The sequence below is a fragment of the Streptomyces sp. NPDC017979 genome (assembly GCF_044328175.1).
Taxonomy (GTDB): domain Bacteria; phylum Actinomycetota; class Actinomycetes; order Streptomycetales; family Streptomycetaceae; genus Streptomyces.
Window position 1 is genome coordinate 345,098 of record NZ_JBIRGU010000006.1, and the last position, 20,395, is coordinate 365,492.

Genomic DNA, 20,395 nt, shown 5'->3' on the forward strand with positions numbered 1-20,395 from the left:
GCCCCCTTGTCATGGTGGGGTCGTGAGAGGAGCGTATCGTGATGGTGACGGCAGTCAACGGTTCGCGATAGATGAGATATGTGAGGGCGTCAATGCCCGTATTCTCGCTCGATCCGGTACAGATCGCCTGGTGCGCGGAGCTGCGTGCGCTCGCCGCCGGGACCCTCGAACCCCTGGCGCGGCGGGGCGCGCCGGGCCGGGTGAACCGTCCGTTGCTCGCGGCCCTCGGCGAACTGGGTTTGTTGGAGCGGCTGTTCGCCGGAGCGCCGACGAAGGGGTCCGGCCGGGCGTCGTGGGACGGCGGACCGGTCGCCCGCCCCGGCGCACTCGACCTCTGCCTGCTGCGGGAGTCGCTCGCCCACGGTTGTACGGAGGCGGAGACCGCGCTCGCGCTCCAGGGCCTGGGGGCCCGGTCGATCGCCGCCGCCGGCACGGCGGAGCAGCGCCGGCGCTGGCTGCCGGAGGTGGCGGCGGGGCGTGCGGTCGCGGCCTTCGCCCTCAGCGAGCCGGACGCGGGCTCCGACGCCGCGGCACTCGCGCTCGCCGCGGAGCCCGCGCCCGGGGCGGGCGCAGGCTGGCGGCTGACCGGCGAGAAGTGCTGGATCTCGAACGCGCCGGAAGCCGACTTCTACACCGTCTTCGCCCGGACGACCTCCGGGGCCGGGGCGCGCGGCGTCACGGCGTTCCTCGTCCCGGCCGATCGCCCCGGTCTGTCCGGCACCGCCCGCCAGATGCTCTCGCCGCACCCCATCGGCGCGCTGGCCTTCGACGGGACGCCGGTGACCGGGGACGACGTGCTGGGCCAGGTCGACCGGGGCTTCCGGGTCGCCATGGACACCTTGAACCTGTTCCGGCCCAGCGTCGGCGCGTTCGCGGTCGGGATGGCCCAGGCCGCGCTGGACGCGACCCTCGCGCACACCGCGACCCGCACCGCCTTCGGCGGCCCCCTCAAGGACCTCCAGGCCGTCGCCCACCAGGTGGCCGAGATGGCGACCCGCACGGAGGCCGCCCGGCTGCTGGTGCACAGCGCGGCGGCGGCGTACGACGCGGGCGCCGCCGACGTGCCGAAGCGGTCGGCGATGGCGAAGCTGTTCGCGACGGAGACCGCGCAGTACGTGGTGGACGCGGCCGTCCAACTGCACGGTGCGCGGGCCCTTGAACGCGGCCATCTGCTGGAGCACCTGTACCGGGAGGTGCGCGCGCCACGGATCTACGAGGGCGCGACGGAGGTCCAACGCTCCATCGTCGCCAAGGAGTTGTACGCGGCCCGGGCGGCCCGGGCCGTCCAAGGAGCCGAAGGAGCGCCCGCATGAGCCTGCACCGCCACAACCCGGCCGAGCTCTCCGCGCCGTCCGGCTTCTCGCACGCCGTCACCGCCACCGGCTCCCGGCTGGTCTTCCTCGCCGGCCAGACGGCGCTCGACGGCGCGGGCACGATCGTCGGCGACGACCTGCCGGAGCAGTTCGAGGCCGCCCTCGCGAACCTCCTCGCCGCGCTCGCCGCCGCCGGCGGCGCCCCGCACGACCTCGCCCGGGTCACCGTCTACGTGACCGACGTCGCCGACTACCGCGCGCAGACCCCCCGACTCGGCCGGATCTGGCGCCGGTTGGTGGGGCGCGACTACCCCGCGATGGCCGTGATCGGCGTCGTGCGGCTCTGGGACGAACAGGCCCTGGTGGAGCTCGACGGCACCGCGGTCCTGCCCTGACCGTCCCGCGGCGAGCGGTCGGCCCGAGGCCCGGTGCGGCGCGGCCGGGCGGCGGTCGACGGCGACGTGCAGCCGTGCCGATACCTCCCCTGTCGTGTATCTTCGCGGTGAAGTTACTTCGCAGGGGCGGGCCGTCACCTCCAGCGGTGGAACCCGTCGCCGTACCGGTCGCGAAGTCGCCGCACAGGTCGGGAAGGGGAGCATGTCCACCGAGAATCCGCAGCCCGGGGGCCTGGAGGCCCAGCGCGACCGCCTCATGGACGGGCTTCGAGCGTTCGGCGCCAACTACACCGAGTTCACCCAGCGGTTCGCGACCTGGTTGGGGCTGCACTCCACCGACGCCGCCGCGCTCGCCGAGATCCTGTACGCGGAGGACCAGGGGGTGCCGCTCTCCCCGGCCCGGCTCAGCGAACGCATCTCCCTGTCGTCCGGCGCCACGGCCACCCTGCTCAACCGACTGGAGACCGCCGGCCACATAGTGCGCACCCGCGAGCACACCGACCGCCGGATCGTGACGCTGCGCAGCAGCCCCGGCGTGAAGCCGCGGGCCGAGAAGTTCTTCGGGCCCTACGCCCAGCAGATGGCCGTGGCGATGTCGCACTCCACCCCCGCGCAGCTCAAGGAGTTCGAAGCCTTCATCGACCGGCTGCGCGCCACCATGGACTCGCTGCTCGCCAACGAGTACGGCGGCCGGCAGCCTGGCGCCTCGTCCACCCGCGGCCACAGCGGCACCGCCTGACTCGGCCGACGCACCCACCACACACCGGGCGCACCCATCACCCGCGAGGCAACCGCGCCCCGCGGTCGCCGTACCGCGCCCTGCCGCGCCCGGTCGAGCGTCGACGGCGCCGCCGGGGCCCACCACCCACCGCAGCAGAACGGAAAGACTCAGTGAGCCCAGCGCACGCAGCAGCGAACAGCGGTGCCGACGCGGCGGACTTCGCCCAGGTGATCCGGGTGAGGGGAGCCCGCGAGAACAACCTGACCGGCATCGACATCGACATCCCCAAGCGCAAGCTGGTGGTCTTCACCGGGGTGTCGGGGTCGGGCAAGTCCTCCCTCGCCTTCGACACGATCGCCGCCGAGTCGCAGCGGCTGATCAACGAGACGTATCCGGCCTTCCTCCAGTCCCAGATGCCCACCCTGCCGCGCCCGGACGTGGACAGCCTGGAGAACCTCAACGCGGCGATCGTGGTCGACCAGGAGCGGATCGGGGCCAACTCCCGTTCCACCGTGGGCACCGCCACCGACACCTGGACCATGCTCCGGATCGTCTTCGCCCGGGTCGGCGCACCCGCGGTGGCGAGCCCGAGCGCCCTGTCGTTCAACGACCCGGCCGGCATGTGCCAGGAGTGCGGGGGCGTGGGGCGCACCTCCACCATCGACGTGGAGGGGATCTTCGACCGCAGCCGCTCCCTCAACGAGGGCGCGATCGTCTTCCCCAACTTCGCCGTCGGGTCCGTCTTCTGGAAGATCTACAGCGAGTCGGGGTTCTTCGACAACGACAAGCCGTTGGCGCAGTTCACCGCGGACGAGTGGGAGCAACTGCTGACCGGCACGGCCGACGAGGTCGTCAAGACCGGCGGCTACAACATGGCGTACGAGGGCGTGCTCGACAAGATCAAGCGGCTGTACCTCTCCAAGGAGGTCGAGACGCTGCGTCCGCACGTCCGCCGCGCGGTCGAGGCCATCGGCGTGATCGGTCCGTGCGACGCCTGCGGCGGCAGCCGGCTCAACGAGGCCGCCCGCGCCTGCCGCATCGACGGGGTGAGCATCGCCGACTGCAACGCCATGCAGATCACCGAGTTGAGCCGGTGGGCCACCACCCTGCCGGAGGGCGGCATCGCGCCGCTGAAGGCCGGGCTGTGCTCCATCCTGGCCAACCTCGTGGAGATCGGGCTCGGCTATCTGAGCCTGGACCGCGCCGCGGGCACCCTCTCCGGCGGCGAGGCGCAGCGGATCAAGATGGTCCGGCACCTGGACTCCAGCCTCACCGAGATGACGTACGTCTTCGACGAGCCGACGGCGGGGCTGCACGCCCACGACACCGCCCAGATGATCGGCCTGCTGGAGCGGTTGCGGGACAAGGGCAACACCGTGCTGGTCGTCGAGCACAACCCGGACGTGATCGCCGCCGCGGACCACGTGGTCGACATCGGCCCGCGCGCGGGGCGGGGCGGCGGCCGGGTCGTCTACCAGGGCGACGTCGCCGGGTTGCGGACGTCGGGCACGTCCACCGGTGACCACCTCGCGGTCCGTCAGCCCGTCAAGGCGGACGTGCGCGAGCCGGTCGGCACGCTCGACATCAAGTCGGCGAACCTGCACAACCTGCGGGACGTCAGCGTCGGGATCCCGCTCCAGGTGCTGACCGCGGTCACCGGGGTGGCCGGCGCCGGCAAGAGCTCGCTGATCATCGGCTCGCTGCCGAAGGGCGCCGAGGTCGCGGTCGTCGACCAGTCGCCCATCAAGGGCTCCCGCCGCTCGAACCCGGCGACCTACACCGGGATGCTCGACGCCATCCGGGAGGCGTTCGCCGCGGCCAACCGCGTGAAGGCGTCGCTGTTCAGCGCGAACTCCGACGGCGCCTGCCCGGTCTGCAAGGGGCTCGGGGTGACGTACACGGACCTCGGGTACATGACGGCGGTCCCCACCACCTGCGAGAAGTGCGAGGGGCGCAGGTTCACCGACGAGGTGCTCTCCTACCGGCTGCGCGGCAGCAGCATCGCGGACGTGCTGGCGATGTCCATCGACGCCGCGGCGGACTTCTTCACCGAGAAGCCGGTGCTGTCCGTGCTGACCACCCTCCAGGACGTCGGGCTCGGGTACGTCAGCCTGGGCCAGCCGCTCACCACCCTGTCCGGCGGGGAGCGCCAGCGCCTGCGGCTGGCCATCGAGATGCGCAAGAACGTCAGCACGTACGTCCTGGACGAGCCGTCGACGGGGCTGCACCTGGCCGACGTGGACAACCTGGTGCGCCTGTTGGACGGCCTGGTGGACCGGGGCGCATCGGTCATCGTGATCGAGCACAACCTGGACATCATCGCGCGGGCGGACTGGGTCGTCGACCTCGGGCCGGGCGCCGGTGACGAGGGCGGACGGATCGTCTACGAGGGTCCGCCGGCCGGGCTGCCCACGGCGGGGGAGTCGGTCACCGGCCGCTTCCTGCACGCCTCCCGGAGCTGACCCGAACGCTCCACGGCGGGGCCGGCGCACCCACGGGGCGCGCCGGCCCCGCCTTTTTCTGCGGGCCGCCGGCGACGAGCTTCCGCAGGCCGCGGACGGCGCGCCGGGCGAGGCGAACGGGGCGAAACGTGACGCGTCCCACTCGACGGTTTGACAACCACCCGGTGACCTAATTACCTTTACAGTGAAGATACACCAGGGTGGAGGAATGTAATCGTGACAGAAGAAACCCCTTCCATGCGTCAGTGGCTAGGGCTGGTCGCCGTGTCCCTGGGCGTGGCCCTGATCGTGGTGGACATCACGATCGTCAATGTGATCCTCGCCCCGATCATCGAGGACCTCGACGTCACCTCGGTCGAGGCCCAATGGGTCCAGGAGTCCTACGCGATCATCTTCGCGGCGCTCCTGCTGATCACCGGCCGCCTCTCGGACATCCAGGGCGCGCGCAAGATCTTCCTCATCGGTCTCGTCATCTTCGGCGTGACCAGCCTGGTGGCGGCCATCGCGCCGAACGGCGGCCTGCTGATCCTGGCCCGCTTCCTCCAGGGCATCGGCGGCGCCATGATCCTGCCGACCTCGCTGGCCCTGGTGAACGCCACGTTCACGGGCAAGGCGCGCGGTCAGGCGTTCGCCGTCTGGGGCTCCACGATCGGTGCCGCCGCGGCCGTCGGCCCGCTGCTCGGCGGCTGGCTCGCGGACATCTCGTGGCGCTGGGCCTTCGGCATCAACATCCCGATCATCGCGTTGATCATCGTCGGCGCCCTGCTCTACCTGCCGGCCTCCCCCCGCACCGAGGGCAAGATCGACGTCTTCGGCGGCGTGCTCTCCGCCGTCGGCCTCGGCTTCCTGGCGTTCGGCCTGATCGAGGGCCGCTCCTACGGCTGGATCATGACGACGAAGACGCTGGAGATCGGCGGCATCGAGTGGAGCGGCGGGCTGTCCCCGGTCTTCGTCTCCTTCGTCTTCTCCATCGCGGTCCTGGTGGCCTTCTGGCTGCGACAGTCGGCGCTCAGCAAGCGGAACGAAGAGCCGCTGATGGACACCCGGCTGTTCTCCATCGCCTCGTTCCGCAACGGCAACGTGGTGACGCTGGTCGTGGGCCTCGGCGAGTTCGGCATCATCGCGGTGATGCCGCTGTGGCTCCAGTTCACCCTGGACTACAGCGCCTTCGAGGCGGGCCTCGCGCTGGTCGCGCTGGCCGCCGGTAGCTTCTGTGCGAGCGGCGCCAGCTTCTCGATGACGGCCACCCCGCTGAGCCTGGTGCGCATCGGTCTGCTGCTGGAGGCTGCCGGTCTGGTGATGCTGGGTCTGGTCGCGGCGACCGACACCTCCTGGTGGGCGATCGCGATCGCGCTCTTCATCTACGGCGTCGGCGTCGGCTTCGCCACGGCGCAGGTCACCAACATCGTCCTGGTGGACGTCCCGGTCGAGAGCGCGGGACAGGGCTCCGGCATCCAGAGCGCCTCGCGCGAACTGGGCGCGGCCCTCGGCATCGCCGTCCTGACGACGCTGTTCTTCAGCACCCTCACCAGCAAGCTGCGCGACAGCCTCACCGGCTCCGGAATGCCGGAGAAGGAGGCCGAGGGGCTGAGCGGAGTGGTCACCGACAGCGCCGGCTCCGTCATCCCGTCCTTCGCGTCCAAGCCCGAGACCGCGTCGGTGGCGGAAGCGGCGCGCGAGGCGATGTCCGACGCCATCCAGCTCTCCAGCTACATCTGCGCCGGTCTGCTGGCGCTGGCGCTGCTGGCGACCCTCACCGTCTCCAGCCGCAAGGGCGGCGGCGAGACGGGTTCGGAGGCCAGCGAGCAGGACGCCGCGAAGGCGCAGCCGAGCCCGCACTGATCGAGCCGCGTCGACCCGGGCCGCCCCCGAAGTCCCGCACGGGCGGGGCGCCCCGGTCGACGCGCACCACCGGCACCGGCCGAGCGCCGGTGCACCCGGGCCGACCCGGTCGGAGAGTCACATCCCCCGTACTCTCCGACCGGGTCCACTCATGTGGAAGGCACGGCCTAGGCCGTCGAACTGCCCACCCGGCGCTCGGCGTCGGCCCCCTCCTCGTCGGGCCCCTCAGCGTCCGGTCGATCGGACGGCTGCGGCTTCGCGGTCTGCGGCCGCCCCCGGATGAGCCGCGTCATCGGCACCTCGACGCAGCGGTACAGGACCCAGGCGGCCACCCCGGCGACGAGTGCGTACACGACGAGGCAGCCGAGTACCCCCCATGCCGGCAGCGCCTGGTCGGGTCGGGAGAGCAGCCCGAGGTCGACCAGCCAGGGCCGGATCCGCCCCAAGGTGTTGAGGATCAGCACCATGTGGACGGCGTAGAAGCAGAACGAGATCTTCCCCAGGAACACCATGGTCCGGCCGCGGAACGGCGTCCACCGCCCCTCCCGGTCCGCGTTCGCCATGGCCGCGATCAGCAGCGCGAACGGAACGAGCATGCCGGCGGCCCGTTGCAGCGGCTCCGGCAACTCCCGGTTCAGGACGAAGGCGACCACGCAGATCGCCAGCGCCACGTGGGCGTTCGGCCCCCGCCAGGCGCCCCGGCGCACCAACAGCGCGACGACGATGCCGACCACGAACTCGGTCAGCCGCATCATCGGGAAGACTTCGGTGAACCAGAGCATGAACTGGCTGTCGTAGCCCTCCATCGGCACGATCGGCGTCGGCTCCGGCGTCTTCAGCGTGAAGACGCGCCCCACCAGCGTCGGTCCGCCCAGCGTCAGCGCCACGCAGACGGCGCCCGTGACGTACAGCGCCCGGGTGCTCGCCCGGACGAGCACCACCAGCAGCGCGGGGAAGCAGAGGTAGAAGAACGCCTCCGCGCTCAGCGACCACATCACCGGGTTGAGCCCGAAGACGTACGACTGGTCGGGGATCCACGCCTGGAGCAGGAAGGCGTGCGCCAGCGTGGTGCGCCAGCTCGGCCAGATGTCCATGGAGACGAACGTCAACACCACCGCGAGGACGGACGCGGCGACGTACACCGGGAAGACCTTGGCGAACCGGTGCCGCCAGAACAGCAGGGCCGGCCGGTCCGTCGGGGTGGACCAGGTGAGCACGAAGCCGCTGAGCACGAAGAAGAACGAGACCCCGATGAATCCGGTGCCGAAGACGTCGAGGACGCCCTCGTCGATCGCGGACGGAGCGGGGGCCCCGAGCGGGGTGCCCAACTGTAGTGCCGTGAAGTGCAGTCCGAAAACCAGGAATGCGGCGACCCACCGTAATCCGGTCAGGGAGGGTAGGGTTTCGCGTCCCTGGGAAGCGCCGGAAGAGCCGGGAGATTCGCTGTCCATTCCGTATGGTCCTTTCATGGAGCGGTGAAGTGCGCCGTTTCGACTCGCAGTCGGGGCCGTTTCGACCCGCGGTCGGTGCGGTGGACGGGCTGCGCTGGAGGAGTGCGCCGGATGCCCTGCGTCCGCGGTCGGGGAGATCGCGGGCCGGTGGGGACGGCACGGCCGTGGTCGAACGCCCGGGCGCCCGCGCGAAGAGGCGGGCGAAGGAAGTGGGCGAAGGAGCGGAACGGGGTGCCGGACAGATGTCCCCAGAGTCCCTGACATGTTCTTCGGTACAGGTCAGAGTGTCAAGGCGGGCCGACGGAAGCGGAGTTCGCCCAACGGCCCGCACCGTCCCCTGGGAAGTGTTCGCACGGCCGCCGCTGCCAGTCGGAAGCGGTACGGCGCCGGCCGCCCCAACGCTGCATTCGCGACCCTCCGTACCGCCGGGTAGGGAGGCGGGGCGGCGGACCGTCAGGGGCTCGGCGCGGGGCTGGAAACGCCCACAAGGGAGGGATTCAGGCCATTAGGGGGCACGTCAAGGGGAGGCAAAGAAGGTAAATATTGGATTTAGTGTGGAGTTCATGGTCGCGGTACGAATTTCGTGGTCACTTTCATATGGCTGAAATGTGACGGTTCATTGACGCTTGCTGGGAGCAACCTTCCTGTGCTGTCGAACCGCAGGTGAAAGGGGGAGGGGATGGTGAGTCGGGGGGAGATCGGGGTCCTTCTCATATCCGAAGACCAGTTGGAGCGTGCCGGACTGCACGCGGTATTGGGTAGGGATCCCGGAATTGTCATCGTCGGGGACGTGGATTCGCCGGGGGAGGCCCAGCGGGTCGCCTCCTTATGCAAGCCCGACGTCATCCTGTGCAGCGAACGCATGGTGTCGCGCGAGACGTTGGTGCTCGCCGAGCGGCTGGCCGCCCAGTCCAACGACGCACGGCCGGTCCATCTGATCGTGCTCGTCCCGTCGCCGGACGACCAGGCCATCAGCCTGCTGCGGATCGGTCGGTGCACCGTCCTCGGCCGGGGCGTCAGCCCGAGCGACCTGATCGCGGCGATCCGGGTGACCGCCGCCGGGTACATGCCGATCCGGACCGACGTGGCGCGCAGCCTCGCCGCGGCCTCCGTCTCCCTCAAAGGGGCCTCGCCGGAGACCCTGGACCAGGTGCGGTCCTTGACCAAGCGGGAACGACGGGTGTTCGAGCTGATGATCCAGGGGCTCTCCAATCCGGAGATCGCGACCGGCCTCGGGGTCGCCGAGTCGACCGTCAAGTCCCACGTGCAGAACATCCTCGGCAAACTCGACCTCAGGGACCGCGTCCAAGCGGTGATCTTCGCGTACGAAGCGGGGATCGTCCGGCGCTCCGCCTCCCTGAGCGGACGGCTCGGCATGTCGGTCGTCTGACGGCGGCCGGGGGAACGGCGGCACAGGCGGTACGGGGGAAGCGGCACGACGGCACGCAGGGCCCGGGCGAAGGTTCGCCCAGGCCCCGGTGCCCGTCGTCACCTCACGACCGCTCGGCCAACTCCGCCGTGATGAACTCCGCGAGGTCGGCCAGGCTCTGGCCGCCGAGCATCTTCGCCATCGGCACCGTGACCTCGTAAGTGCGCTGCACCTCGCTGCGCACCTCCGTCGCCATCAGGGAGTCCAAACCCTGACGGTTCAACGGCTTGCGGGCGCTGAGCCGTTGGGCCGGCAGGGCGAGCACCTTGGCGAGCCGCTCCGTCAGGAACTCGTGCACCGACTCCGCACCGGCCCCCGCGACGGCGGCGGGTGCCGAGGGTGCAACGGGCCGCTCGACCGGCGCGACGGCGGTGGGTGCGACGGCCGTCGGTGCGTCGGTCACGGGTGCGACGTGCACCGCAGCGGGCCGTACGGGCGAGGGGTGCGCGGGCGATGGTTGCGCGGGCGAGGGGCGCGCCGCGGGGGCGTCGCCCGCCATCACCTCCGTCAGCAGGGAGTCCCGCGCCGCGTCCGGGTACGCGCTCCGCCACCGCCCCCAGTCCGCGGCGACCACCGTGACCTGCCCGACCGGCTCCGTCAACAGCCCCTGGAGCAGGCCGATGCCCTCCCGCGGGGTGAAGCTCTCCATGCCCTGCGGCGCCAGGTCGCGGCCGTGCTCCGCGGCGTAGCGGGCGACCATGCCGACCGACGACCAGAAGCCCCAGTTCACCGAGAGCGCCGGCAGGCCCAGGCTCCGCCGGTGGTGCGCCAGCGCGTCCAGCCCGGCGTTCGCGGCGGCGTACGCCCCGAGCCGCGGCGAGCCGAGCACCGACGAGGCCGACGAGAAGAGCGCGAAGAACTCCAACTCCACTCCCGCCAAGGCCCGGTGGAGCGCCCACGCCCCGGCGACCTTCGGCTGCACCATCGCGTCGAACCGCTCCGGTTCGAGCTCCGCGACCGACGCCAGGTCGATCACCCCGGCCGCGTGCAGCACGCCCCGCACCGGCGGCCGTCCGCCCTCCGCCACCTCCCGCAGCACCGTGCGCACCGCCGCCTCGTCGGCGACGTCGACCGGGTGGTACGTCACCCGGGCCCCGGATCCCGCCAGCGCGCCGAGCACGTGCCCGCGCCCGCCGAGGGGGCTGCGGCCCAGCAGCACCAGGTCCTTGGCGCCCCGCTCGACCAGCCAGTTCGCCAGCTCCACCCCGATGCCGCCGAGCCCGCCGGTGATCACGTACGTCCCCTCGGACGCCGTCCACCCGTCGCCCGCTACGGCGCTCGTCCCGACGGTCACAGGAGCGGCGACCGCTCGGGCCGGCTCGACGGGTCGGACCGGTTCGACCTGGTCGTCGAAGCGGACCAGGACCTTGCCCACGTGCCGTGCCCGCGCCATCTGGCGGAACGCGGACTCGACGTCCTCGCCGTCGTACACCTCGTACGGCAGCGGCTCGATCGCCCGCCCGTCGACGAGTTCGAGGACCCGGTCGAAGAGCGCGCCCGCCTGCTCCGGGCGGGTCCGGAGCATGTCCACCAGGTCCATCGAGTGGAACGTCAAGTTCCGGGAGAAGGGCAGCAGCCCGATCGGGCTGTTCTCGATGAGGTCCTTCTTGCTCAGCTCCACGTACCGCCCGTACGGCGCGAGCAGCGCCAGGTTCCGCGGGATCGCCTCGCCCGACAGGGAGTTCAGGACGACGTGCATCCCGGCGCCGCGGGTCGCGTCGGTGAACTGCTGCGCGAAGTCCGTGGTCCGCGAGTCCGCGACGTGCCGCACCCCGAGCGCCTTGAGCAGCGCCCGCTTCTGCGGACTGCCCGCCGTCGCGAACACCTCCGCGCCCCGCCAGCGGGCCAACTGCACCGCGGCGAGCCCCACGCCCCCGGTCGCGGCGTGGATCAGCACCCGCTCGCCGGGCGCGAGGCGCGCCAGTTCGAACAGCCCGTAGTACGCGGTGAGGTACGCCGCCGGCAGCGTCAGCGCCTCCTCCACCGACAGCCGGGCCGGGACCTTGGCGACCAGGTGCACGCTGGTCACGACGTGGCTGGCGAGCGCCCCCTCCGCCAGCGCCACCACCTCGTCGCCGACCGCGACCCCGGCCGCGCCCGCGCCGAGCGCGGTCACCACGCCCGCGCACTCCCAACCGAGCTTCGCCCCCTCCTCCAGGCCGGGGTAGGCGCCCATCGCCGTGAGGACGTCGCGATAGTTCAGGGCCGAGTGCGTCACCCGGACCTCCACCTCGCCCGGCCCCGGGCGACGGGCCGGCACCGGCACCCGGTCGATCTCGTCCAGCAGCCCGACGGAGCGGTTGCGTATCTCGTACCGCTCCGGACGCGCACCGTGCGGCGCCCCGGACCGGGTGCGGGCGGGCCGCCGGGGCACCAGACGCGGCACGTACCGGCCGCCGTCGCGGAAGGCGAACTGGCCCTCGCCGCCACCGCCGTCACCGCGCCCGCCGTCGCCGAGCAGCGTCGCGGCCAGCAGTTCGACGTCCCGGTCACCGGCCCCGGCGGGCAGGTCCACCAGGGTGCACCGCCACCGCCGGTACTCCTGCGCCAGCGACCGGCCCAGCCCCCAGACCATCGCCTGGCCGACCGAGACCGGGCCCGGGGCGTGCGGCAGGTGCTGCGCGCCCTCGGTCACCAGGCAGAGCCGGCCGACGGACCAGTTCGCCTCGTCCAACGCCTGCACGAGGTGCAGCACGCTGAGGCAGCCGAGCCGTTCGGCCTGCGCGACCGCCTCGCCCACCGACCCCGTCTCGACGGGATCGCGCGCCTCGCGCGAGAACGCGTGCACGATCCCCTCGCACACCGCGTCGCCCGTCCGCTCCCGCACGGCGGCCAGCAGGCTGCGGTAGTCCGCCGCCGAGTCCACGTCGATCCGGTAGCGGTCCAGGGCGACCTCGGCGAAGGCGCCGCCCGTCGCGCCCGCCGCCCGAGCGCCGCCGCCCGTCACGACGACGCAGCGCCCGCCCAGCCGCTGGACCAGCACGTCGGTCGCGCGCTGCCCGCCGCCGGCGAACACCAGCCAGTAGCCGTCGGCGCGCACCGGCGGGGCCAGCGCCGGGGCCGGCCGCCAGAGGACCTCGTGCAGCCAACCGTCCGCGTCCCGCGCCGCCTGCTGAGCCTCGCGCTGCGGCACCAGGAAGCGCAGCCTGACCCCCTCCATCTCGGCGATCAAGGCGCCCTCCTCGCTCCGTACCTCCACCGTCCCGACGACGGCTTCCGCATCCGCGCCGGTGCGCACCGCGTGGCTCCACACCGGGCCGCGCGGCCGCTCGTACAGCCGCACCCGGCCGATGCCGCCTAGGACGAACGCGTCGTGCTCGCTGGGCCGGCCGAAGCCCTCCATCGCGGCGGCCAGCGTGTGCCCGCAGGCGTCCAGCAGGGCCGGATGGAAGTGGTGCGGGTCGTCCGCCGCGGCGATGGAGTCCGGCGCCACGATCCGCGCCAGCGCCTCGCCGTCCCTGCGCCACAGGGCGCTGACGCCCTGGAAGGAGCCCAGCCACTGGTTCCCCTTCTCGGCGAACCGCCGGTAGAACTCCGCGCCGGACAGCTCCTGACAGCGCTGCCGCACCGCCTCCCGGTCCGCCCCGCCGGGTGCGCCGGGCTCGGTGAACTCCAGGGTCCCGCTGACGTTGCGGGTGTACTCCACGTCGTCCGGGAAGCGGCTGCTGACCTCGAAGGACCAGGCCCCGTCGACGCCGGCGAGGATCGCCACGCGCACCAACGGCGGCTCGTCCGACGGCGTCAGATAGATCGCCCGGTGGTACGTCACGTCCCGCAGCGCCGGCATCGAGCCGAACGAGGAGTGCGCGGCGGCCGCGACCAACTCCACGTACGCCGTGCCCGGCACGATCACCACGCCCTGCACCTGGTGGTCCTTCAGATACGCGTTCGCCGCCAGGTCCACCGGGCCCTCCCACACCCGGTCCGCCCCGGGCACCGGCGGACCGAGCAGCGGATGCCCCGTGCCGGACGCGACGGCCCGTACGGGCAACTCCTGCGGGAACCAGTAGCTCTGCCGCTCCCACGCGGGCCCGGGCAGCCGCACGTACGGCGCACCCGGCGCGAACAGCCGGTCGAAGTCGACCGGGTGGCCGCTCAGGTGCACGGACGCCAACGAGTCCAGCAGCCGCGCCGATTCCGGCTCGTTGCGCCGCGTCGAGCCCACGACCACACCGGAGCCCCGGGCCGCGTCCACGTACTCGCGCATCGCCGGGACCAGGATCGGATGCGGACTGATCTCCACCAGCACCGTCGGACCGCGCTCCAGGAGCCGTTCGACCACCGGCCCGAAGAGCACCGGCTGACGGAGGTTGCGCGCCCAGTAGTCCGCGTCCAGCGCGGTCCCGTCGACGGTCTCCGCGTCGACCGTGGAGTACATCGGCACGTCACCGGCGCGCGGCCGGAGCGACCCGAGCGCTTTGAGCAGCGGCTTGCGCAACGGCTCCACCTGCGGCCCGTGCGAGGCGAAGTCCACCCGCACCAGCCGGCAGAACACGCCGCGCTTCTGGAGCGCGACCAGGACCTCGCGCATCGCGTCGCCGTCCCCGGACAGGATCGTCGACGACGGCCCGTTGACCGCGGCGACGCAGACCCGGTCCGCGTACGGAGCCAACTCCCGCTCCGCCTCCTCGGCACTCAGCTCCACCGAGGCCATCGCCCCGCGCCCCGCGACCTCCTTCGCCAGCGCGCTGCGGCGGCAGATGACCGCGGCCCCGTCGGCGACGCTCAACGAGCCCGCGACGACGGCGGCCGCCGCCTCGCCCATGCTGTGCCCGACGACGACGTCCGGCGCGAGCCCCCACGAACGCCACACCGCGGCGAGGGCGACCTCCATCGCCCACAGCGTGGGCTGGATGACGTCGACGCCCTCCAACTCGCCCTCGCCCTCGGTCAGCAGCTCGATCACCGACCAGCCGGCCTCGGCGCGGATCGCCGCGTCGCACTCCTCCAACGCGTTCCGGAACACCGGTTCGGTGCGCAGGAGTTCCCGCCCCATGCCGACCCACTGCGACCCCTGCCCGGGGAAGACGAACACGACCTGGGCGCGCTCCTCGTACACGTCGTCCGCCGACTGCACGAAGGCGCTCGGCTCGTCGGCGAGGAACGCCCCGAGCTTGTCCGCCAGCTCCTTGTGGCTGGAGCCGACCAGCGTCAGCCGGCTCTCCCGGTGGTCGCGGCGGGTCGCCGCGCTCGCGCACACGTCGTACAGCGGCAGCGCGCCTCCCTCGCCCTCCAGACACCGCTGGTAGTCCTGCGCCACCCGGCGCAGGGTCCCCGGCTGGTGGGAGGAGAGCGTCAGCAGCCGCGGCAGCTCCGCACCCGCGGGCTCCACGGGCTCCGCGGGCTCCGTCGTCGGTGCGGGGCGGTGCGCCCCCAACACCACGTGCACATTGGTGCCGGAGATCCCGAACGAGCTGACGCCCGCGAGCCCCGGCCGCTCGCCCTGCGGCCACTCCTGCTCCTGCTGCGGCACCCGCAGCGCCAGCGAATCCCAGTCGACGGCCCCGGTCAGCTCGGCGCCGTGCAGACTGGGCGGCACCACGCCGTGCTCCAACGCCAGTACGGCCTTGATCAGCCCGGCGACCCCGGCCGCGCCCTCGCTGTGCCCGATGTTCGTCTTGGCCGAGCCGACGAGCAGCGGCCGGTCGGCCGGCCGGCCCTCGCCCAGCACAGCAGCGAGCGCACCCAACTCCACCGGGTCGCCCACCGGGGTCCCGGTGCCGTGCGCCTCCACGTAGTCGACCTGCGAAGGGTCGACGCCCGCGTCCCGGTACGCGGCGACCAGCGTCTCCCGCTGCCCCGACTCCGCCGGCGCCATCAGCGCGTTGCCGCCGTGCCCGTCGTTGACGACGGCGGAGCCCAGGATCACCGCGCGCACCGCGTCGCCGTCGGCGACCGCCTGCCGCAGCGGTTTGAGCACGACGACCCCGACGCCGTCGCTGCGCACGAATCCGTCGGCGGAGGCGGAGGCGAACTTGCAGCGGCCGTCGGGCGCCAGCATCCGCCCGTCGGAGAACGTGACGCTCTCCTCCGGCGCGAGCACCAGATTGACCCCGCCGACCACCGCGAGCGTCGACTCCCCGCTGCGCAGGCTCTGACAGGCCATGTGCACCGCCGTCAGCGACGACGAGCAGGCGGTGTCCACGGTGAGGCTCGGGCCGCGCAGGTCGAAGGCGTACGACAGCCGGCCCGACAGCATGCTGGGCGCCGTGCCCGCGTTGGCGTACACGTCCAGGACGCCCCGCCGGCTCATGGACTCCCAGTAGTTGCGACCCATGGAGCCGACGAAGACGCCGGTGCGGCCCGCCGTCAGCCGCTCCCGGGTCAGTCCGGCGTCCTCCACCGCCACCGCGACCGTCTCCAGCAGCAGCCGCTGCTGCGGGTCCATGTGCTGGGCCTCGCGCGGCGCGACCCCGAAGAAGTCGGCGTCGAACGCGTCGACGTCGTCGAGGAAGCCCCCGTACCGCGTGATGATCTTCCCCGGGGTGCCGGGGCGCGGGTCGTAGTACGCGTCGATGTCGAAGCGGGTCGACGGCACCTCCGTGATGCAGTCGGCGCCGGAGCGCAGCAACGACCAGAACTCCGCCGCGTCGGCGGCGCCGGGGAACCGGCACGCCAGGCCCACGACGGCGATCGCGTGCTCGGGCACCGACGCCTCCGCACCGGACGCCTGCGCGTTCGGGACCTTCGTCTGCGACGGCTTGCGGTTCTTGCGGTTCGTCATCGTCGTACTCCTCCTCAGATGGCCCACGGGGCGTTCGCGCTGATCGTCAGGACGGCGCTGCTGACCACGAACCCCGGCGCCGCGCCGGCGAGCAGCACGTGGTCCCCGGGGCCGACCTGCCCGGTCGTCACGAGGTGGTCCAGCGCCACCACGTGGTCGCTGGCCGCGAGGTGGCCGACGGTGCGGCCGAAGTCCCAGGTGGACTTCTCCTCCGGCAGGCCGAGCGGATCGAGGAAGAACTGCCCGACGAGGTACTGGCCCTGGTTCACGTAGATCGCCCTGGCGACGTCCCCGACGTCGATCCCGGCCTCCTTGAGGGACCGTCGTACCACGTCCGCCTGTCGCTCCGCGATGACCTCGTTGACCTCGCTCAACGGCCGGTGCGCCCGGCCGAAGTGACGGGCCCGCGCCACCATGTCGATGGTCTCCCGGCCGCTGGCGTCGAACAGCGGCTCGCCGCCGCGGTGCAGGCCCTCGAACTCCGGCAGCACGCACTGGTTGACGGCGCGGACCTGTGCGATGCCGCCGGCGGTGGACAGCACCATGGCGCTGGCGGCGTCGCCGATCACCGTGCCGGGGCCGTAGCCCCGCCAGCGGTCGCCCTGGGGGGAGGTGAAGTTGTCGGCGGTGGTCAGCAGGGCCGTCGTGCGGTCGGGGTCCGCGGCGAACTGGCCGGCGGCCAGCTCCAGGGCGGCCAGCATGCCGTTGCACCCCTGGCGCACCTCGAACGCCGCGGCGTCCTCGCAGCCCAGCTCCCGCAGCACGTACCCGCCCGGGTACCACATCGTCGGACCCTGCCCGAGGACGCAGGAGTGGATGAGGAAGTCCACCGCGGACGCCTCGCACCCGGCCCGCTTCAGGGCGTCGCGGGCGGCGGAGACCGCCATGTCGACGGGCGGGGTGTCACCGGCCACGAGCGTGCCCGTGACGCCCGAGTCCAGCATCGACGCTTCGTCGTACAAGCCCAGTTCGATCGCGCGGCGGCTGCTCATCCGCTCCGGCAGATGAGCGCCCAACCCGCTGACGTAGAGATCCTTCGGCCGCATGTGACTCCCTTGCGTGGTGCGCCGGGGTGTGTGGGGACGGGGGTGGTGCGGAAGGTTGCTGTAGGGACGGTGTTACGGAAGGTCCTTCAGATGGCGGGCGACGACGGCGCCGATGTCCCGCAGCGTCGCCGGTTCGGTCATCCGCAGGTGTTCGCAGTGGACGGGGTGGTCGGTCAGCGCGCCGCCGACGTGGGGCGCCCAGGCGCCGGCGTCGGGCGCGCCGTCCGCGCGCCCTGCGGTGGCGGTGAAGAAGAGGACGTCGCCGTCGAAGGTCCCGGGCCGGTGGTCGGCGAGGAGCCGGAGGTTGTCGGCGGCGACGTCGACGAGCGCGCGCACGTGCGCCGGCTCCAGGTGCGCCGACAGATTGCTCTCCGCCTCGACGAAGGCCAGCAGCTCTGCCGCGTCGGTCGAGCCTGACCGGGCGGGGTCGAGACCGGCGCGCTCCAACAAGAGCTCACGGGCGGCCCGCTCGTGCCCGGTGCCGTCGGCCGGCGCGAACGGCGCGTCGGGGTACGCGTCCAACAGGGCCAGCAGCCGTACGTCCTCGCCCTGGCGACGGAGCTCGACCGCGACGGCGTGGGCGACCACCCCTCCGTAGGACCAACCCAGCAGGTGGTACGGGCCGGTGGGCTGCACCGCGCGCAGCTCGGCCGCGTAGTCGGCCGCCATCTCCGTCAGCGTCGACGGACGGGGTTCCGGCCGGGCGATGCCGCGCGCCTGGAGCCCGTAGACGGGGCGGTCCGCGCCGACGCCGCCGAGCAGTGCCGCGTAGCACCAGCTCAGACCGCTGGTGGGGTGGATGCAGAAGAGGGGCGGCTCGGTGCCCCGGGCGCGCAGCGGCAGCAGTGTGCCCAGCGCGTCCGCCCCTTCTGCCGCCTCGCCGGCGTCGAGGTGCCGGGCCAGCTCGGCGACCGTCGGGTGCTCGAAGACGGCCCTGATCGTGTGTCGTACGCCGAACGTCGACTGGACGCGGCTGGTCAGGCGGGTGGCGAGGAGGGAGTGCCCGCCGAGCGCGAAGAAGTCGTCGTCGATGCCGACCCGGGGCAGGTCGAGCACCTCGGCGAAGAGGCCGGCGAGCAACTGCTCGTGCGGGGTGCGGGGCGCCCGGTCGGTGACCTCGGCGGTGAAGTCGGGCGCCGGCAGGGCCTCGCGGTCGAGCTTCCCGTTCGGGCTCAGCGGCAGCGAGTCGAGGACGACGTACGCAGCGGGCACCATGTGCTCGGGAAGTACGGCCTTGAGGTGGTTCCGTACGCCTTCCGTGTCGAGGCCGCCGTCGGCCGCCGGCACCAGGTACGCCGTCAGATGCGTCTGCCCCGTCCGGTTCGTGTGGGTGCGGGCGGCGGCGTGGGCCACGTCGGGGTGGCCGGCCAGCGCTGCTTCGACTTCCCCGAGTTCGATGCGGAAGCCGCGGATCTTGACCTGGTGGTCGGTGCGGCCCAGGTGGTGCAGGGCGCCGTCGGCGTCCCAACGACCGAGGTCGCCGGCGCGGTACATGCGGGCGCCGGCCGGTCCGTACGGGTCGGCGACGAAGCGTTCGGCGGTCAGCCCCGGCCGGTTGACGTAGCCGCGGGCCAGCCCGCCGCCGGACAGGTAGATCTCCCCGGTGACGCCGGGCGGCACGGGGCGCAGCGCGGTGTCGAGCACCCGGACGCACGTGTTGGGGTTCGGGCGCCCGATGGGCGGCGGCGCCGTCGAGGCCGTCAGCGGATCGGACAGGGTGGCGCAGGCCGTGGCCTCGGTGGGCCCGTACGCATTGACCATCCGCCGCCGCGCCGCCCAGCGGGCGGTGAGCTGGGGCGGGCAGGGTTCGCCGCCGACGACGAGCGTGGTGAGGGCCGGGAGCTGCTGGTCCTCGGGGAGCGTGGCGAGGACGGTGGGCGGAATCAGCGCGTGCGTGATGCGCTGCCGGGCGAGGAGGTGCGCGAGCGGTTCGCCGGTGAGCGGGCCGGGCGGCGGCACCACCAGGGTGGCGCCCGCTGCGAACGCCATCAGGCACTCCATGACGGTGGCGTCGAAGCTGGGGGAGGCGTTCTGGAGCACCCTGCTGTCGCTGGTCAGCCCGAAGCTCTCCACCTGCACGGCGGCCAGGGAGTGCAGTCCGCGGTGGGGGACGGCGACGGCCTTGGGCCGGCCGGTGGAGCCGGAGGTGTAGATGACGTACGCGGGGTGCTGGGGCACGAGCGGTGCGGTTCGCTGGGCGTCGGTGGGGTTGGTGCGGGGGTGTGCGGCGAGTTGTTGGTGTGCGGTGTCGAGGTGGAGGCGGGGGGTCGGGGTGTCGGGGAGGTGGGCGGCGGTTTCGGTGGTGGTGAGGAGGTGGGCCGGTTGGGCGTCGGTGAGCATGAAGGCGACGCGGTCGGCCGGGTAGCTCGGATCGACGGGCAGATAGGCGGCGCCGGCCTTCAGCACGGCGAGCATGGCGGTGACCATCTCCGGCGAACGCGGCAGGGCGAGGGCGACGACGTCCTCGGGCCCGATGCCGCGGGCGACGAGGAGGTGCGCCAACTGGTTGGCGCGCTCGTTCAGTTCGCCGTAGGTCAGCGTGGTGGCACCGTGACTGAGCGCCGGGGCCCACGGGGTGGCGGCTGCGTGCTGCTCGAAGAGGTCGGGCCAGCACCAGGGCTCGATGTCACGGGCCGTGTCGTTCCACCGGGCGAGAGCACGCTCTTCTTCCGGGGTGAGGGTCTTGAGCTCGCTGATGCGGATGTGCGGGTCCTCGGCGATGGCGTCGAAGAACTGGATGAGACGGGCGGCGATGTTCTCGACGGTTTCGCGGTCGAGGAGGTCGGGCCGGTAGCCGAACTTCAACCCGAGGCGTTCCCCCGGCACGACGGTGAGGCTCAGCGCGTAGTGCGTGGCGTCATGGGCCTGCACGTCGACGATGCGCAGGTCCCCGATCGACTGCCCCAGTCCTGCTGAGTCAAGGGGGTAGTTTTCGAAGACGGTGGTGGTGTTGAAGAGTTGGGTGTGGTTGGTGGTGTTGTGTATGTGGGTGAGGCTGAGGTGTTGGTGGTC

The 20,395-nt window shown here is 72.5% G+C and carries 10 protein-coding genes; 6 read left to right on the top strand and 4 right to left on the bottom strand.

Annotation, left to right across the window (positions count from 1 at the left end; genetic code table 11):
* The first annotated feature begins 92 nt into the window (after positions 1-92).
* From ACH4E8_RS19430 to ACH4E8_RS19450, 5 genes are all read left to right on the top strand, one after another.
* Positions 93-1,313, top strand: a complete 1,221-nt coding sequence (locus ACH4E8_RS19430) for an acyl-CoA dehydrogenase family protein (protein WP_398449725.1) — start codon at positions 93-95, stop codon at positions 1,311-1,313.
* Entirely contained in the window at positions 1,310-1,708 is a 399-nt protein-coding gene (locus tag ACH4E8_RS19435; protein WP_398449726.1) for a RidA family protein, read from the top strand. Before ACH4E8_RS19430 ends, ACH4E8_RS19435 begins: the two co-directional genes overlap by 4 nt.
* A 202-nt stretch (positions 1,709-1,910) precedes the next feature.
* Complete coding sequence (locus tag ACH4E8_RS19440; RefSeq protein ID WP_398449728.1) at positions 1,911-2,447, top strand: MarR family winged helix-turn-helix transcriptional regulator; 537 nt, start codon at positions 1,911-1,913, stop codon at positions 2,445-2,447.
* A gap of 152 nt (positions 2,448-2,599) precedes the next feature.
* The gene (locus tag ACH4E8_RS19445) at positions 2,600-4,891 is read left to right on the top strand and encodes an ATP-binding cassette domain-containing protein (protein WP_398449730.1); all 2,292 of its coding nucleotides are present in this window, start codon (positions 2,600-2,602) and stop codon (positions 4,889-4,891) included.
* Between the two features lie 237 nt (positions 4,892-5,128).
* On the top strand, positions 5,129-6,733 hold the full coding sequence (locus tag ACH4E8_RS19450) for a DHA2 family efflux MFS transporter permease subunit (protein ID WP_398449732.1): 1,605 nt from the start codon (positions 5,129-5,131) through the stop codon (positions 6,731-6,733).
* A gap of 167 nt (positions 6,734-6,900) precedes the next feature.
* Here ACH4E8_RS19450 and ACH4E8_RS19455 read toward each other — a convergent pair whose 3' ends face one another.
* Entirely contained in the window at positions 6,901-8,448 is a 1,548-nt protein-coding gene (locus ACH4E8_RS19455; RefSeq protein WP_398449734.1) for an acyltransferase family protein, read from the bottom strand.
* Between the two features lie 526 nt (positions 8,449-8,974).
* Between ACH4E8_RS19455 and ACH4E8_RS19460 the strand changes: the two genes are divergently transcribed.
* Complete coding sequence (locus ACH4E8_RS19460; protein ID WP_398449736.1) at positions 8,975-9,574, top strand: LuxR C-terminal-related transcriptional regulator; 600 nt, start codon at positions 8,975-8,977, stop codon at positions 9,572-9,574.
* A 103-nt stretch (positions 9,575-9,677) separates the two neighbouring features.
* Here ACH4E8_RS19460 and ACH4E8_RS19465 read toward each other — a convergent pair whose 3' ends face one another.
* The 3 genes from ACH4E8_RS19465 to ACH4E8_RS19475 all read right to left on the bottom strand — a co-directional run.
* Positions 9,678-16,337 carry an SDR family NAD(P)-dependent oxidoreductase gene (locus ACH4E8_RS19465; protein ID WP_398449738.1) on the bottom strand — a complete coding sequence of 2,220 codons (6,660 nt, stop codon included), beginning with the start codon at positions 16,335-16,337 and terminating at the stop codon, positions 9,678-9,680.
* A 14-nt stretch (positions 16,338-16,351) separates the two neighbouring features.
* Positions 16,352-17,383, bottom strand: a complete 1,032-nt coding sequence (locus ACH4E8_RS19470) for a ketoacyl-ACP synthase III family protein (RefSeq protein ID WP_398449740.1) — start codon at positions 17,381-17,383, stop codon at positions 16,352-16,354.
* A gap of 72 nt (positions 17,384-17,455) precedes the next feature.
* The coding region (locus tag ACH4E8_RS19475; RefSeq protein ID WP_398449742.1) for an amino acid adenylation domain-containing protein at positions 17,456-20,395 on the bottom strand (2,940 nt) is incomplete at its 5' end.

Bases quoted from the DNA above. Each gene is read 5' to 3' on its own strand.
- ACH4E8_RS19440 (WP_398449728.1), top strand. From the start codon at position 1,911: ATGTCCACCGAGAATCCGCAGCCCGGGGGCCTGGAGGCCCAGCGCGAC.
- ACH4E8_RS19430 (WP_398449725.1), top strand. From the start codon at position 93: ATGCCCGTATTCTCGCTCGATCCGGTACAGATCGCCTGGTGCGCGGAG.
- ACH4E8_RS19455 (WP_398449734.1), bottom strand. From the start codon at position 8,448: ATGTCAGGGACTCTGGGGACATCTGTCCGGCACCCCGTTCCGCTCCTT.
- ACH4E8_RS19465 (WP_398449738.1), bottom strand. From the start codon at position 16,337: ATGACGAACCGCAAGAACCGCAAGCCGTCGCAGACGAAGGTCCCGAAC.
- ACH4E8_RS19450 (WP_398449732.1), top strand. From the start codon at position 5,129: ATGCGTCAGTGGCTAGGGCTGGTCGCCGTGTCCCTGGGCGTGGCCCTG.
- ACH4E8_RS19470 (WP_398449740.1), bottom strand. From the start codon at position 17,383: ATGCGGCCGAAGGATCTCTACGTCAGCGGGTTGGGCGCTCATCTGCCG.
- ACH4E8_RS19435 (WP_398449726.1), top strand. From the start codon at position 1,310: ATGAGCCTGCACCGCCACAACCCGGCCGAGCTCTCCGCGCCGTCCGGC.